Annotated in this window: 14 protein-coding genes; 6 read left to right on the forward strand and 8 right to left on the reverse strand. The window is 34.2% G+C overall.

Translation table 11 applies throughout. The annotated features are described in order from the left end of the window. The first annotated feature begins 100 nt into the window (after window positions 1-100). From KO493_RS00100 to groL, 3 genes are all read left to right on the forward strand, one after another. Entirely contained in the window at window positions 101-376 is a 276-nt protein-coding gene (locus tag KO493_RS00100) for a co-chaperone GroES (RefSeq protein WP_216065921.1), read from the forward strand. A 40-nt stretch (window positions 377-416) separates the two neighbouring features. Beyond that, complete coding sequence (locus KO493_RS00105; protein WP_216065922.1) at window positions 417-767, forward strand: four helix bundle protein; 351 nt, start codon at window positions 417-419, stop codon at window positions 765-767. Window positions 768-891: 124 nt separating this feature from the next. After that, window positions 892-2,523, forward strand: a complete 1,632-nt coding sequence (gene groL, locus KO493_RS00110) for a chaperonin GroEL (protein WP_216065923.1) — start codon at window positions 892-894, stop codon at window positions 2,521-2,523. A 90-nt stretch (window positions 2,524-2,613) separates the two neighbouring features. On the opposite strand, the gene KO493_RS00115 is transcribed toward groL, so the two are convergent. From KO493_RS00115 to xrtF, 8 genes are all read right to left on the reverse strand, one after another. Further along, entirely contained in the window at window positions 2,614-3,015 is a 402-nt protein-coding gene (locus KO493_RS00115) for a hypothetical protein (RefSeq protein WP_216065924.1), read from the reverse strand. A gap of 69 nt (window positions 3,016-3,084) precedes the next feature. Further along, on the reverse strand, window positions 3,085-4,224 hold the full coding sequence (locus KO493_RS00120) for a PepSY-associated TM helix domain-containing protein (protein WP_216065925.1): 1,140 nt from the start codon (window positions 4,222-4,224) through the stop codon (window positions 3,085-3,087). 102 nt (window positions 4,225-4,326) lie between these two features. After that, window positions 4,327-6,717, reverse strand: coding sequence for a TonB-dependent receptor (locus KO493_RS00125; protein WP_216065926.1), 2,391 nt, complete (start codon window positions 6,715-6,717; stop codon window positions 4,327-4,329). Between the two features lie 400 nt (window positions 6,718-7,117). Beyond that, entirely contained in the window at window positions 7,118-7,477 is a 360-nt protein-coding gene (locus KO493_RS00130; protein WP_216065927.1) for a heavy-metal-associated domain-containing protein, read from the reverse strand. A gap of 33 nt (window positions 7,478-7,510) precedes the next feature. After that, window positions 7,511-9,757 (reverse strand): TonB-dependent receptor, encoded by a 2,247-nt coding sequence (locus KO493_RS00135; protein ID WP_216065928.1) that lies wholly within the window; start codon window positions 9,755-9,757, stop codon window positions 7,511-7,513. Window positions 9,758-9,878: 121 nt separating this feature from the next. Continuing rightward, window positions 9,879-10,280 (reverse strand): HYC_CC_PP family protein, encoded by a 402-nt coding sequence (locus KO493_RS00140; protein WP_216065929.1) that lies wholly within the window; start codon window positions 10,278-10,280, stop codon window positions 9,879-9,881. A 68-nt stretch (window positions 10,281-10,348) separates the two neighbouring features. Further along, window positions 10,349-10,777 (reverse strand): exosortase F system-associated membrane protein, encoded by a 429-nt coding sequence (locus KO493_RS00145; protein ID WP_216065930.1) that lies wholly within the window; start codon window positions 10,775-10,777, stop codon window positions 10,349-10,351. Then, window positions 10,770-11,321, reverse strand: a complete 552-nt coding sequence (xrtF, locus tag KO493_RS00150; RefSeq protein ID WP_216065931.1) for an exosortase family protein XrtF — start codon at window positions 11,319-11,321, stop codon at window positions 10,770-10,772. The genes KO493_RS00145 and xrtF overlap by 8 nt, the downstream gene beginning before the upstream one ends. Before the next feature lie 132 nt (window positions 11,322-11,453). Here xrtF and KO493_RS00155 point away from each other — a divergent pair, with 132 nt between their 5' ends. The 3 genes from KO493_RS00155 (at window position 11,454) to KO493_RS00165 (ending at window position 14,878) form a co-directional block, all read left to right on the forward strand. Further along, on the forward strand, window positions 11,454-11,912 hold the full coding sequence (locus KO493_RS00155) for a GAF domain-containing protein (protein WP_216065932.1): 459 nt from the start codon (window positions 11,454-11,456) through the stop codon (window positions 11,910-11,912). Window positions 11,913-12,128: 216 nt separating this feature from the next. Next, a complete protein-coding gene (gene purH, locus KO493_RS00160) occupies window positions 12,129-13,661 on the forward strand; it encodes a bifunctional phosphoribosylaminoimidazolecarboxamide formyltransferase/IMP cyclohydrolase (protein ID WP_216065933.1) in 1,533 nt (510 codons plus the stop codon). 188 nt (window positions 13,662-13,849) lie between these two features. After that, entirely contained in the window at window positions 13,850-14,878 is a 1,029-nt protein-coding gene (locus KO493_RS00165) for a rod shape-determining protein (protein ID WP_216065934.1), read from the forward strand. Window positions 14,879-14,888 lie beyond the last annotated feature (10 nt).

Consider the following 14,888-nt stretch of genomic DNA (forward strand, 5'->3'; position numbering starts at 1 on the left):
ATTTTTTGTTTCTGCAAGTTTGTCAGTTATATATTATTGGCACATTTTTCGTATAAATTGACCTAGTATTTATAAACTTAATAATTAAAATATAAACAAAATGGGATTAAACATTAAACCATTAGCAGACCGCGTTCTTATTGAACCAGCTGCAGCCGAAACTAAAACTGCTTCAGGAATTATTATTCCAGACAACGCCAAAGAAAAACCTCAAAAAGGAACTGTAGTAGCTGCTGGACCAGGTACCAAAGATGAACCAATTACGGTTAAGGTTGGAGATACCGTTTTATATGGCAAATATGCTGGAACAGACTTAAAGCTTGAAGGTAACGATTATTTAATCATGCGTGAGAGTGATATTCTTGCGATTGTATAATAGGCTATAAGCTGTATGCTATAAGCTAAAAAGCGGTTCTATGAGAGATTTTAAAAAATATGATATTTGGAACTTAAGTCATGTATTTACCTTAAAAATATATGCACTTACAAAATCTTTCCCTTCGGAAGAACTTTACGGAGTAACCTCCCAATTACGTAGAGCAAGCTCGTCTATACCTACTAATATTAGTGAAGGTTGTGGAAGAGATAGTGACCCCGAATTTAATCGCTTTTTAACTATTGCTTCAGGCTCAGCTTCAGAAGTGGAATATCTAATTATTTTATCGAAAGATTTGAAATATATTGATGAAGCTTCTTTTAACCAACTCAGCAATGAGATTAATACAATAAAAAGAAAAATTTATTCCTTAAAACAAAAATTAAATTAACAAGCTAATGGCATAAGGCCAAAAGCTTATAGCATATAGCTAAAAGAGGAAATCTCATCAAACAAAAAAGTAAACAATAATTAAACAGATTCCCGCCTGTGCGGGAAAAGAAAATAAGCAAATCATGGCAAAAAGTATAAAATTTGATATTGAAGCTCGCGACGGTTTAAAACGTGGTGTTGATGCATTAGCAAATGCAGTAAAAGTAACTTTAGGTCCTAAAGGTCGTAACGTAATTATTAGTAAAAGTTTTGGTGCCCCATCGGTAACTAAAGATGGTGTATCGGTTGCTAAGGAAATCGAATTAGAAGACGCTCACGAAAATATGGGTGCGCAAATGGTAAAAGAAGTTGCTTCTAAAACCAACGATTTAGCTGGTGACGGAACAACAACTGCTACTGTTTTAGCTCAAGCTATCGTAAAAGAAGGTTTAAAAAACGTGGCTTCTGGTGCTAATCCTATGGATTTAAAACGTGGTATCGACAAAGCAGTTGAGGCCATTACTAAAGACCTTGAAGCGCAAGCTCAAAAAGTAGGAAACTCTTCAGAAAAGATCAAACAAGTTGCTGCTATTTCGGCAAATAACGACGATACTATTGGTGAGTTAATCGCTCAAGCTTTTACTAAAGTTGGAAAAGAAGGTGTGATTACTGTTGAAGAAGCTAAAGGGATGGAAACGTATGTTGATGTTGTTGAAGGTATGCAATTCGACCGCGGATACTTATCACCTTACTTCGTGACAGATTCTGATAAAATGGTTGCCGATTTAGAAAATCCATACATTTTATTATTCGATAAGAAAATTTCTAACTTACAAGAAATTCTTCCAATCTTAGAGCCAGTGGCTCAATCTGGTCGTCCTTTATTAATTATCGCTGAAGACGTAGACGGACAAGCTTTAGCTACTTTGGTGGTTAACAAATTACGTGGTGGTTTAAAAATTGCTGCTGTAAAAGCGCCAGGATTTGGTGATAGACGTAAAGCAATGCTTGAAGATATCGCGATTTTAACTGGTGGAACTGTAATTTCTGAGGAAAGAGGATTCACTTTAGAAAATGCTGATTTAAGTATGTTAGGTACAGCTGAAACGGTAACTGTTGATAAAGACAATACAACTATTGTAAACGGTTCTGGTGATGGTGAAACGATTAAAGCACGTGTTAACCAAATTAAAGCACAAATAGAAACAACGACTTCAGATTACGATAAAGAAAAACTTCAAGAGCGTTTAGCTAAATTAGCTGGTGGTGTTGCTGTACTTTATGTAGGTGCTGCAAGTGAAATTGAAATGAAAGAGAAAAAAGACCGTGTGGACGATGCTTTACATGCAACAAGAGCTGCAGTAGAAGAAGGTATTGTTGCTGGTGGTGGTGTTGCTTTAGTAAGAGCAAAAGCTGTTTTAGCAAAAATTACAACTGATAATTTAGATGAGACTACAGGTGTTCAAATCGTAAATAAAGCGATTGAAGCGCCTTTAAGAACAATCGTTGAAAATGCTGGTGGTGAAGGTTCTGTTGTTATCAACAAAGTATTAGAAGGTAAAAAAGACTTTGGTTACGATGCAAAATCAGAATCTTATGTAAACATGCTTAAAGCTGGAATTATCGATCCTAAGAAAGTAACGCGTATTGCTTTAGAAAACGCTGCTTCTGTTTCTGGAATGATTCTTACAACAGAATGTGCATTAATTGATATTAAAGAAGATGCTCCTGCAATGCCTCCTATGGGTGGTGGCGGTATGCCAGGTATGATGTAATCGAGAGATTTCAACATATAATTTATAAAAAAACGCTTCAATTAATTTTGAAGCGTTTTTTGTTTTTTACGGGGTACAGATAAAACAGTTTTATACTTTTTTTGCTCGTTTTAATAACTCCAGCTCGATGTTAGTAGGAAACTTTAAAATGCCGCGATACCAAAAATTATATGCGGTGATCTCATCTGCTTTAAATTCATATCGCTTTACGGCTTTAAAAAGTTTTAATTCCTTTTTACGAAGCTTTTTTAACTGTCTCAAATATTTTGAATTCGAAATCTTGCCAGAACTAAACAAACCCTGTTGTATTGCAAACGTCTTTTGAATGTTATTAAAACGACGTTTAAACGCTTCAGATCTGCTTTTATCCTGACTTACTAAAGTCAATGAAATTTCAGTAAACGACACCACCTGTATGTTCGAGTAGGATACAGCATGAGTCATGCTCACGAAAAATACCAGGATAATTATAAGCGTTTTAGAATAGTTCATACCTCAAAAATAGTAAAACCTTAAAGACATCCATTCAAATATCTATTGATTGCCGAGTTATTGCGCTTTTTAACTGTCTAGTGTTTTATTCTTTTTATAGTTTCGCCCGTACCATAGTAAAACGCCAGTTACAGGTAAACTAGCAGTTAACAAACTCACTAAAAAGGCTATAATTTTTCCAACAATTCCTCCTATGGCTCCAATATGAATATCGTAATTCATCCTTAGAATTTTATCGGCAAGTTTAGCATCCTTGTATTTTCCGTAAATTCCTGGTGTTTCAATTTCTTCAAGCGTGTTTTGATCAAAGAATCTAAAATCGGAATCATAAAAAACACCTGCCGTTTTAGACACCTCGACATAAATACTAGACGTGTCCGATTCAGGATAATGCAATTCATAATTTTCAACGTTTGGAGACTCCTTCCAAAGTTTCGGAATTAATTGGTCTATAGGTGCAACGCCTTCCGAAGCATCGCTAGTTTTTATTCCACTTTTATTTTCAGGAATAATGAAAGCCGCAACTTTTTCGCCACCTGTAGACTTGTATACCACATATTTTAACCAATTATACGACATTACAGTTCCTGTAAAAGCTAAGATTAAAGCTAAAGAGCAGATATAAAATCCAACAACAGTATGCAGATCGAAGTTTTTACGTTTCCATCGTGTTGTCGATTTCCAATTGAAAGTTATACGTTGTTTTAAATTTTTACGCTGTTTAGGTATCCAAAGTAGAAACCCAGAAATGATTATTATGATGAAAATTAAAATGGAAGCACCAACCAATTGTTCTCCAAATTCTTTAGGAAACCATAAGCGCGTATGGCCTTTCAAAATAAAAGGAAAAAAACCAGATAGGTTATTATTAATCTGAATGATCTCTCCGGAATACGGGTTTAAAAATACGTCCTGATAAAACTCAGGTTCCCGGTCGTAAAAAATAACTTGAATGGCTTCATCAGGTTTTCCAAAAATAGCACCATGAATATGATTATTTGGAAAAACATCTTGTGCTATAGTTTGAGCTTCGGTAACTGTAATTGGTGGCACATTTTGTATTTCAACCGTTTTATAATCGGAATACAAACCTTCTATTTCTTCTTTAAAAGCCCAACAACACCCCGTAATAGATACTATAAAAACCACCAAACCAGTTGCTAACCCGAGTATTTTGTGCAGTGTTAATATTTGTTTTCTATATTTCATAGGCTTAAAAAAGATGGTTTGATAGTCTAGTTTTAACTCAAACTAAAGGCAGATAATGCACTACCTACGACTATCAAACGACCTGCTAATTATAATTAATCATTAAAATTTATAAGTAAAGTTGGCGATTAACGCTCTTGGCATTTGTGGCGTTATGGTTGTCCAACCTTTATAATATTCCTTATTAAATGCATTGTTTAGTTTTAGACTAATACGGTATTGATTCGCTTGATAAAACAAGGACGCATTTGCGACGGTGTAACTTGGCAAAATAAACTCACCAGTACTCGCATAGTTAATTGCAAAACGCTCGCTTGCTCCATTAAATCCCGCCCCTAATCCGAAGCCTTCTAACAGTCCTTCTTGAAATTCGTAATTCGCCCAAAGGTTATATAAAGTTTCTGGTCCAGCTTCAAGCGGGCGTTTATTCAAGATATTTACGTTATCAGATTCGGTGGTTTCACTAAAATTATCACTAAAACCTGCTCTTATGTTTAAACCATCTAATGGATTGGCGTTCACCTCAATTTCAAAACCTCTACTCACTACTTCTCCACCCTGAATTTTATTGAAAGGCGAATCTGGATCGGTAATCACTTGATCAATTACTTTAATATCGTAGTAACTTACCGTAGCATTTAAACGGTTTGAGAACAAATTGGTTTTAATACCAAATTCTAATTGATTGGCTTGCTCAGGATCGAAAGTTTTTAACGTTTGTGGCCCTGCACTCGGATCGCCAACAAGTGTTGGTGCTACGTTTGTAAATCCGTTTTGGTAATTAGCAAAAACGGATAATTTATTAAGTATAGGCTGAAACATTAATCCGAATTTTGGAGAAAATGTACTTTGATTATAATCATCTTCTGAATTTGACAACTCACCTTTATTGTCAAAATGATCAAAACGAAGACCAACCATCGCTGAAAAATTTTCAGTAATATTTAATACATCTGAAGCATAGATACTGAAAATATTGTACTCCGTTTTTATGTTATTTACCGTAGCTGAAGCTAAAGCTGCATCAATTCCGGAAGTTGATAGTGGATAACCAGCTTCGGTAGTACCATCAGCCTGGACACTTCCGTAGTAAGCATAACTTGTACTGTTATCCACACTTGTGGTGTTTAAGTAATCGATTCCAACTACCATTCTATTTCTCAAACCTAAAACATTAAAGTTTCCAATAAAATTTTGCTGAATATCTGCAGTTTCAGTGTTTGCGTTTTGTTTATTTATATATCTTGAAAAAGTATCCACTGGATTTCCTCCAAAATCATATAGATAAGAATAATAGCCTTTTGTAGAAGTACTACTTCTTGAAAGCAGTGTTTGTGACTGCCATTTATCAGACAGTTTATAATCCATTTCTACTCTGTAATTTTGAGTAGGGTTCTGTAAAGTAATATCATTACTTGTGAATGACAACTTATTATCATATCCTAATTCATCTAAATTACTAGCTATACTAGGCGCGCCTCTGTTTAAGAATAAAAACATTGGATTGGTTTGTTCGGCTTGAGTAATTTCACCGTAGAAAGAAAAAGACAATTTATTATTAACCTTATAAGATAATGACGGTGCTACAAAAAAGGATTGTTTAAAACCAGCATCCTGAAAACTTTCAGATCTAGAAAAAGAAGTATTTAATCTGAAGTAAATATTCTTGTCCTTATCTAGAGCGGTGTTAAAATCTCCAACAATTTGATTAAAACCATAAGAACCTGAGGTAAACGACAACTCACCACCTGTACCGGCAAAAGGCTTTTTAGTTACCACGTTTATTAACCCCCCATATGAACTCACGGCGTTACCAAATAATGTAGCTGAAGGCCCTTTAATCACTTCAATACGTTCAATATTGGCTGCGTTAATAGTTCCGTTTGTTAAACCAGGAAGACCATTTACCAGTTGAGGCTGAACGGCAAACCCGCGTAAAGCGTAATATCCAGCACCATCGCCACCTCTACCTGTTGAAGTCCAAAGGTTTTCTACACCCACAGCATTTTTTAAAGCATCATCAAAGTTTGTAATTACCTGAGATTCCAGCAAACTAGTAGTTATTGTACTATACACTTGGGTGTTTTCTATATCCTTTAAAGGTAATTTAGACACGTAAGCCGTTTGCTTTCTAGAGAATTTATTTCCATTCCCGCCGTAAAGAACTACTTCATTTAGAATTTCATTACCTTCATAAAGTGTGATGACACCAAGATCTAAATCTTGATTTGGCGATACTACAATTTCAACTTCTTTGGTTTTGTAACCTAAAAAAGAAAAAGTTAGTGTGTAAGTACCGGTTTCAATATTTTCAATTTGAAATTGCCCAGAAACATCCGTTTCTGTTCCTCGTGTACTATTTTCAAGTACAACATTAACATTTTCCACCGGCTGAAAAGCTGAGTTATTTACAACACCTTTGAGGTTGTTATTTTGAGAGTAACCTAACCAAGTGAGTGTTAAAAACAGTAAACAAGTAATTTTAAATTTCATTATTTTTATTTAGATTTATTATAAATAGTTATTTTTTCGGCAAATGTAATTGCCAAGATCCTTTCTTCCAAATTATTTATAATAAATCTAAATAAAAATGTAATTTTTGTTAAAAACACCCGAAACCCCCTACGATTAAAGGTAAATTAAATTCTTGTACTCTAACAAGAACATAAGTTTTCATTGTTCTATTAGAAATCCCCCAATGTATTGCTCAAAAAAGAGGCTGTCTAAAAAGTAAAGTTTTTGTCAACCTGAACTTTGTTCAGGCCCTTATAATGACTAATTATCACTATGATATGATTCTAAAATAAATTCAGAACAACAAACTTTATTACTTTTTGAACAGCCTCTTTTAGTTTTTAAAATCAAGAGTTTAAATGCTCAAAATTAAGATGTTTTAATCATCATTACTATGATCATCCAATACAGCTTCATCGCGATACTTACAGCAAGGATGCACACTGTTATAAGCTTCATCTGTAGCTTTTAAATCTTTTGTATCATGACCAACAGCCAATACACTAGCTTTAATCGTTTCTACATCCGTCTTTCTTTCATCGTAGATTAAAGCGAGTTCATGAGTTTTTACATTCCAAACCGCAGATTTTACGCCTTTTGTTTTAAAACAGGCTTTTTCAATTCTGGTTTTACACATTAAACAAACGCCATCCACCTCGATACTTGTTCTAGCATTTTTGTTTTGTGCAAATGACACCGTTCCTACAAGGAACATGAATACTATAATTACTTTTTTCATTTTTTATAGGTTTTAATAATTCATTAAATTCATTTATAATTTTAAGCGGAAACCAGCATAATACAGCCCTCCAAATATAGGGCCATATACAAAAGTGGTATCAAAATTTGCTCCAAACGGATCGTTTGCTGCTAAAATAGGATTTGCTTGCCTCACGTTAGTTATATTTTCTCCGCCTAGATAAATCTCAAATTTTGAGGAGAATACTCTAGTAATTTGAGCATTTAAAGTAGATAACGTTGGTGTGAAATCTGGAAGCTGATAAGCTACTGGATTACTTGCAGTACTCGAAAAACGCTGTGTACCTAACCAATTAAACGTGGCGTCAAACTTCCAATGCTTACCCCCTTCTCTTAATGCTGTTTCATATGATGCATTAGCAAATAAACGGTGTTTTGGCACTAAAGGTTTATCAAGTAACCCAGAGTCGTACTGGGTTTTAACTTCATAATATTTATAAGCTAGTCTTAAATCGAAATGCTCAAAAGCATTGTAATTTAATTCAGCTTGAAAACTATTGGCGTAACTCTTCCCTTCTAAGTTATAGAAATTGACTTCCAAAGGATTTTCATAATCTACAACCACTTGGTTGGTAAAGTCCGTTTTATAATAATCTAAAGTGATATCTGCTTTTCTTCCAAACAGGTTGAAGCCTTGCAAATAAGACACACCATAATTCCAAGCGATTTCTGGTTCTAAACCATAAATGTTTCCGTTTGAATTCAAGATATTAAAAGTTCTAGACGTCGCAAACATCTGTTGATTTTCAGCAAAAATATTAGCACTACGTTTTCCCCTTCCAAAAGACATACGGAATGCTGACTTCTCCCAAGGCGTATATTTCGCATGAAACCGAGGCGTAATAAACGTACCTAATAAGTTACTGTGATCAATGCGAATACCAGCTGTTAAATTCAGTTTTTCTAAATTATCGTAATTATATTCAAAGAATGCACCAATATCATATTCGGTGCGCTCGTAGTTAGAATCTAGGTTTTTAGCATCAAGAAACTCATCGTAATGATCGTAAGTATAGCTCAACCCTGTTTTTATTTTATGTCGGGAATCGCTAATAATCGAACTATACATTGCGCTAGTGTATAAACTATTCTGGGTGATGTCATATTGATTTAATCCAAAATAAGAGTCTTGCTCATGACTGCTAAACGCCGCTTGAATCCCTATTTTCTGATATGGAATATTGGGATTCACATAACCAAACTTTCCAGAAACTTCATAGCGACGTGTGTCAATTTCACTGCCCCAAGCCCTTGTTGTGAGTTTATCTGTTTGTGGGTCAAAATCTAACTCACCTGTTTGTTTTTCATCATTGAGAAACTTCAAATTGATAAAACTTACAAAACCCTTTTCAGGATTCGTGTACTGCCAACGGTTCATTAAATTTATTTGATTGTACTTAGGCATATCAAGAAAACCATCATGATTCACATCATGCTCGGCATTGTGTGAGTTTCCGTGTAAATACAATCCGGTATCCCATTTATCACTCACCTTTGTACTGATGTGGGTATTTATTTCCATACGCGCACTGGAAGCACCGTAAACATTCACGAAAACCCGATCATCGGTAGAAGGTTTTACTAATTCGGCATTTATTTGCCCTGCAATACTTTCATAACCATTTACTACACTTCCAGCGCCTTTGGTGATTTGAATACTTTCAACCCAAGTTCCTGGAATGAAGCTTAAACCAAATGCCTGTGAAGCACCACGAATGGATGGTATATTCTCTGTGGCTATTAAGATATACGGACTCGTAAGTCCGAGCATTTTAATTTGTCGTGTTCCTGTAACCGCATCGGCGAAGTTAACATCAATAGATGGGTTAGTTTCAAAACTCTCTGCTAAATTACAGCAAGCAGCTTTAAGCAATTCATCACTACTTACCGTGAACGTATTTGTTGCCTGTAAATACGATTTTGAGGTAGCCTGTTTTCGTGATTTTACAGTAACCGCATCCAAATTATCGGTTGGCTCAAGCCAATGCCTAATGGCTTTTGCTGTACCAACGGTAATCGTATCTGTTTTAAACCCTATATAACTTATCACCAGTTTTTTATATTCCGGTTTATATGGAATACTAAATTTACCATTCATATCGGTAACGGCTCCAATTGAAGAATCAAGCCAATAAACATTAGCTCCGGGCAAAACAAGATTTTTGTTTTTATTATTCGCTTCTAAAATTACACCTGCGAGTTTCTCTTGTGAAAAGAACACGGTGGGCAATAGCAAAAGCACAAAAAATATGTGTTTCATTTATTTAAAATTTGAATTTATATTATTCATTAACTATTTTCAAAAAAATTAAAAATAGACTTATACTCAACATGTACGACATGACGAGTTTCCTAAAAAAAAGGTTGTAATAAACTAAAAATCAAATGATAAAAACCTGATCTAAAACCTGAATATCGGTGACCAGTTTGGGTGGGGAATAATTTTTATGCGGAATCTTTTGCTTTGGTAAGTTTTCCAAACCAAAAATATAACTGTGTGTAAAAGCGTAAAGAAACTGTTGCTGTTCAAACTCTAAATCGTCATAAGATGCTAATGTTAGTTCATCTTGACCTTGAACCACATTCATTTCATCTTTACAGCAGGTTTTCTTCTGAAGTAGCTCTAAGGCTTCCATTTCACATTTATCCGCTTCGACAAAAACCGAAACATCTACTAAAACATCGCCACAGAAATGCTTTTCAATGGTAAACGACACCGTTGAAAACAATACTAGTAAAGCTAGTAAACCCGTAAAACCTTTATATAAAAATGCCTTTAACACGTTGCAAAAATACAAAAATGAAAATTTCTATAATCCTTTTATTAACTGTTTAACATTTTGATATATCCTCAATTTTTAAGCTTATGGTAATAAAATGCAGGTAATAATAGAATTAAAATAATAGGCTGAATTAAGAAACGGCGCACATTAAAAAACATATAGTAATCTTCTTGTCTTGGATGCACAACGAAGTATAAATAAATACACATTAAAACAATAAATGCGAGTCCATAAATAACCCCAGATAACTTAACCATGCTTTTATCTAAAGAAACAACATAAATAATAGCCAGAGAAATAATCGTATTCAAAACGTAACGCCAGGTTGTAAAACCAACAAGTTTAGCAATTTCCCTACGCGGACTATCGATATAGAGATAATCATTTCTAAAAAAACTAAGATATGGATCGTAGAACAAGGCATCTTCAAAATACCGAATTAAAATGAGCATTAAGAACAAAAAAGATAGGACCAATATTTTATAAACTTTAGACATGCTTTTTCTTGAGATTAGAAAAACGATTTACCCAAAATACCCAAAGAAAAAATACCATTCCATAAATAATTCCTGGAAAAATCACATTGTGTAGCATGCTATCATATTCAGGGAAATGATACAAACCAATAGTTAAGACCGCTATACGGAGTAAATTAATCGTATAAATAATAACACTACCAGATAATATATAAATCGCAGTTATTTTTAATGTGCCTGAAAATGCAATTATAAAGGAGATAAATAAAATAATAACGCTAAACGCATTACAACCTTCTACGATACGCGCTAAATATTCACCTTTTAAAAGCAGTTTTAAAGAAGGCTCTTCGGTGTGTTTTACAACTTCGCTATGATAACCAAAAAACTCCAATAATTCGGCTGTCTGCAACCCAACAAGATTTGTAAAGTAATCTGGATAATACATAGAACCATCGGAAAACTTAAGGTAAAAGCTATAAATCAAGGACAAAACAATATAAACGCCTAAAAAAGTTAGCATGAATTTTATAACCGACTTGTATTTAATAAATAGGGTCTTCAATGGAAATTTTCGGCATTTATTTTATTCAAATGCTCTGCCTTGTACTTTTAGTTAATGAAATGTATTAATGTTATCTTAATGAATTATCAAATTACGCCATTTTAAATACTTTTACCAAAACCTTTTGAAATTATGATTTTTGAACAATTAAAACCACAGATAGAAGCTATAGTCTCTAATAACCAGAGAACAGTAGATGAACGCCTATATAGTATTTGCGAACTCCTAGAAAAAAACATCACTTACTACAATTGGGTCGGTTTTTATTTTAGCCATGCCACTAAAGAAGAATTGCATTTGGGTCCTTATGTAGGCGCCCCAACAGATCATACGGTGATTCCATTTGGAAAAGGTATATGCGGACAAGTAGCTTTAAGTCACAGTAATTTTGTAGTACCAGATGTTAAAGCTCAAGATAATTACATCGCTTGTAGCATTACGGTAAAGGCTGAAATTGTGGTACCTATTTTTAAAAACGGCAAAAATATTGGTCAGATTGATATTGACTCGAATACACCAGATCCTTTTTCCCAATTGGATGAATCATTTTTAGAATTTGTATGCGAACAAGTAGCCAATATACTTTCTTAAACTCAAAGTTCTAGAATATCCATTATTCGCATTTTGAGTTATCCATACCTTTCAACTATTTTATTGAACGTAAGAAAACCTTTTTTAAGAAATCAAAGCTTGTTTTTTAGAAGAAATAAGTACTTTTGCACTTATTTTCAAAACTTAGTGTAAAGCACTGATAAACACGATCAAATTATTTTTAAAACAAATAATTAAAAACATAACACAATAGAAATGAGCAACGAGAAAACAATTAAATCTGCCTTAATTTCAGTATTCAGTAAAGATGGCTTAGAACCAATAGTTAAAGAACTTGACAAACAAGGTGTTACCATTTATTCTACTGGTGGTACAGAAAAATTTATTAACGATTTAGGTATCAAAGTTGTTCCTGTTGAAGATGTTACTTCATACCCTTCTATTCTTGGTGGTCGTGTAAAAACGTTACACCCAAAAGTTTTTGGAGGTATTTTAAACAGACAAAGCCATGATGGTGATGTTGCTGAATTAGCAGAATATGAGATCCCACAAATTGATGTGGTTATCGTAGATTTATATCCGTTTGAAAAAACAGTAGCTTCTGGCGCTAGTAATCAAGATATTATAGAAAAAATCGATATCGGTGGTATTTCTTTAATTCGTGCTGCAGCTAAAAATTATGCAGATGTGATTTGTGTATCTTCAGTTAACGATTATGCTGAATTTTTAGATCTTATTTCTGCAAATAACGGCAGTATTTCTGAAGAAGACAGAAAACGTTTTGCTGGAAAAGCATTCAACGTATCTTCTCATTATGATACGGCAATTTTTAACTATTTTAATCAAAATAATGAAGAAACGGTTTTAAAAATTAGCGATCAAAACGGTAAAACTTTACGTTACGGTGAAAACCCGCACCAAAAAGGATTTTTCTTCGGAAACTTTGATGAATTATTCACAAAACTTCACGGAAAAGAATTAAGCTACAACAACTTATTAGATGTTGATGCGGCTGTTAACTTAATGAACGAATTTAAAAATGACGCACCAACATTTGCCATCTTAAAACATAACAATGCTTGTGGTTTAGCGCAACGTGACACCTTACACCAAGCTTATGTTGATGCTTTAGCTGGAGATCCAGTTTCTGCTTTTGGTGGTGTTTTAATTAGTAATAAAGAAATTGATTTAGCTACGGCTGAAGAAATCCATAAATTATTCTGCGAAGTGGTTATCGCACCTTCATTTTCCGCGGAAGCGCAAGCTTTACTTCAAGGTAAAAAGAATAGAATATTGTTAGTGATTCACGATATTGAATTACCAAAAACAAACGTAAGAAGTTGTTTAAACGGTGTTTTAGTTCAAGATAGAAATAACATTACAGATACCGCTGAAGGTTTAACAAATGTGACCACATTAGCACCAACCGAGGCACAAATAGCAGATTTATTATTCGCATCAAAAATTTGTAAGCACACAAAATCTAACACCATTGTTTTAGTAAAAGACAATCAATTATGTGCTAGCGGAACCGGACAAACAAGTCGTGTAGATGCTTTACAACAAGCCATTCACAAAGCAGAATCTTTTAATTTCGATTTAAAAGGCGCTGCCATGGCAAGTGATGCCTTCTTCCCTTTCCCTGACTGTGTAGAGATTGCTAAAAACGCAGGGATAACATCTGTAATTCAACCAGGAGGATCTATTAAAGATCAATTAAGCATCGATTATTGTAACGATAATGATGTCGCAATGGTTATGACTGGTACGCGTCATTTCAAACATTAATATTCATAATTTACATCTCATCGGTTTTTAAACGTGGTTCTAACCGTCTAAAAACCGATGAATAACGTATAAGATTCAGAACTGATATTTTAATCATAAAATGGACGGCGTAAATCGCGTATATTTATATACTTTTATTACATTTACGAAATACGTTTTTTCAACTTTTTTAAAACATTTAATAGCACATGGGCTTTTTTGACTTCCTAACCGAAGAAATTGCGATAGATTTAGGTACTGCAAATACTCTTATTATTCACAACGACAAAGTTGTTGTTGATGCGCCTTCTATAGTAGCTCGAGATAGGGTTTCAGGGAAAATAATTGCAGTTGGTCAAGAAGCCAGCTTAATGCAAGGTAAAACCCATGAGAACATTAAAACGATTCGCCCATTAAAAGATGGTGTGATTGCCGATTTTGATGCTTCAGAACAAATGATGAGTATGTTTATTAAGAACATACCTGCTTTAAAAAAGAAATTCTTCACCCCCGCTTTACGATTGGTTATTTGTATTCCATCAGGAATTACAGAGGTTGAAATGCGAGCGGTAAAAGAAAGTGCCGAACGCGTTAATGGTAAAGAAGTTTACTTAATTCACGAGCCTATGGCTGCCGCAATTGGTATTGGGGTAGATATCATGCAACCTAAAGGGAATATGGTAGTAGATATAGGTGGTGGTACCACCGAAATTGCTGTTATCGCCTTAGGTGGTATTGTTTGTGATAAATCTGTTAAAATTGCAGGTGATGTATTCACCAGTGATATTGTTTACTACATGCGTACACAACACAATTTATATGTGGGTGAGCGTACTGCTGAAAAAATAAAAATTCAAATCGGAGCTGCAACTGAAGATTTAGAATTACCTCCAGAAGATATGAGCGTTCAAGGGCGTGACTTACTTACTGGAAAACCTAAACAAGTCCAAATTTCTTATCGAGAAATCGCCAAAGCTTTAGATAAATCAATTTTAAGAATTGAAGATGCGGTTATGGAAACCCTCTCTCAAACCCCACCAGAATTAGCCGCCGATATTTATAATACCGGTATTTACTTAGCAGGTGGAGGTTCTATGCTTCGTGGATTAGACAAACGTTTGTCTCAAAAAACAGATTTACCAGTTTATATCGCTGAAGATCCATTACGTGCCGTAGTAAGAGGTACTGGTATCACTCTAAAAAATTTACCTAAATTTAAAAGCGTTTTGATAAAATAAGAATCCTGAA

Source organism: Pseudotamlana agarivorans (genome assembly GCF_018860245.1).
GTDB lineage: Bacteria > Bacteroidota > Bacteroidia > Flavobacteriales > Flavobacteriaceae > Pseudotamlana > Pseudotamlana agarivorans_A.

Bases quoted from the DNA above. Each gene is read 5' to 3' on its own strand.
- KO493_RS00115 (WP_216065924.1), bottom strand. From the start codon at position 3,015: ATGAACTATTCTAAAACGCTTATAATTATCCTGGTATTTTTCGTGAGC.
- KO493_RS00155 (WP_216065932.1), top strand. From the start codon at position 11,454: ATGATTTTTGAACAATTAAAACCACAGATAGAAGCTATAGTCTCTAAT.
- KO493_RS00120 (WP_216065925.1), bottom strand. From the start codon at position 4,224: ATGAAATATAGAAAACAAATATTAACACTGCACAAAATACTCGGGTTA.
- KO493_RS00135 (WP_216065928.1), bottom strand. From the start codon at position 9,757: ATGAAACACATATTTTTTGTGCTTTTGCTATTGCCCACCGTGTTCTTT.
- KO493_RS00165 (WP_216065934.1), top strand. From the start codon at position 13,850: ATGGGCTTTTTTGACTTCCTAACCGAAGAAATTGCGATAGATTTAGGT.
- KO493_RS00145 (WP_216065930.1), bottom strand. From the start codon at position 10,777: ATGTCTAAAGTTTATAAAATATTGGTCCTATCTTTTTTGTTCTTAATG.
- purH (WP_216065933.1), top strand. From the start codon at position 12,129: ATGAGCAACGAGAAAACAATTAAATCTGCCTTAATTTCAGTATTCAGT.
- groL (WP_216065923.1), top strand. From the start codon at position 892: ATGGCAAAAAGTATAAAATTTGATATTGAAGCTCGCGACGGTTTAAAA.
- KO493_RS00100 (WP_216065921.1), top strand. From the start codon at position 101: ATGGGATTAAACATTAAACCATTAGCAGACCGCGTTCTTATTGAACCA.
- KO493_RS00125 (WP_216065926.1), bottom strand. From the start codon at position 6,717: ATGAAATTTAAAATTACTTGTTTACTGTTTTTAACACTCACTTGGTTA.
- KO493_RS00130 (WP_216065927.1), bottom strand. From the start codon at position 7,477: ATGAAAAAAGTAATTATAGTATTCATGTTCCTTGTAGGAACGGTGTCA.
- KO493_RS00105 (WP_216065922.1), top strand. From the start codon at position 417: ATGAGAGATTTTAAAAAATATGATATTTGGAACTTAAGTCATGTATTT.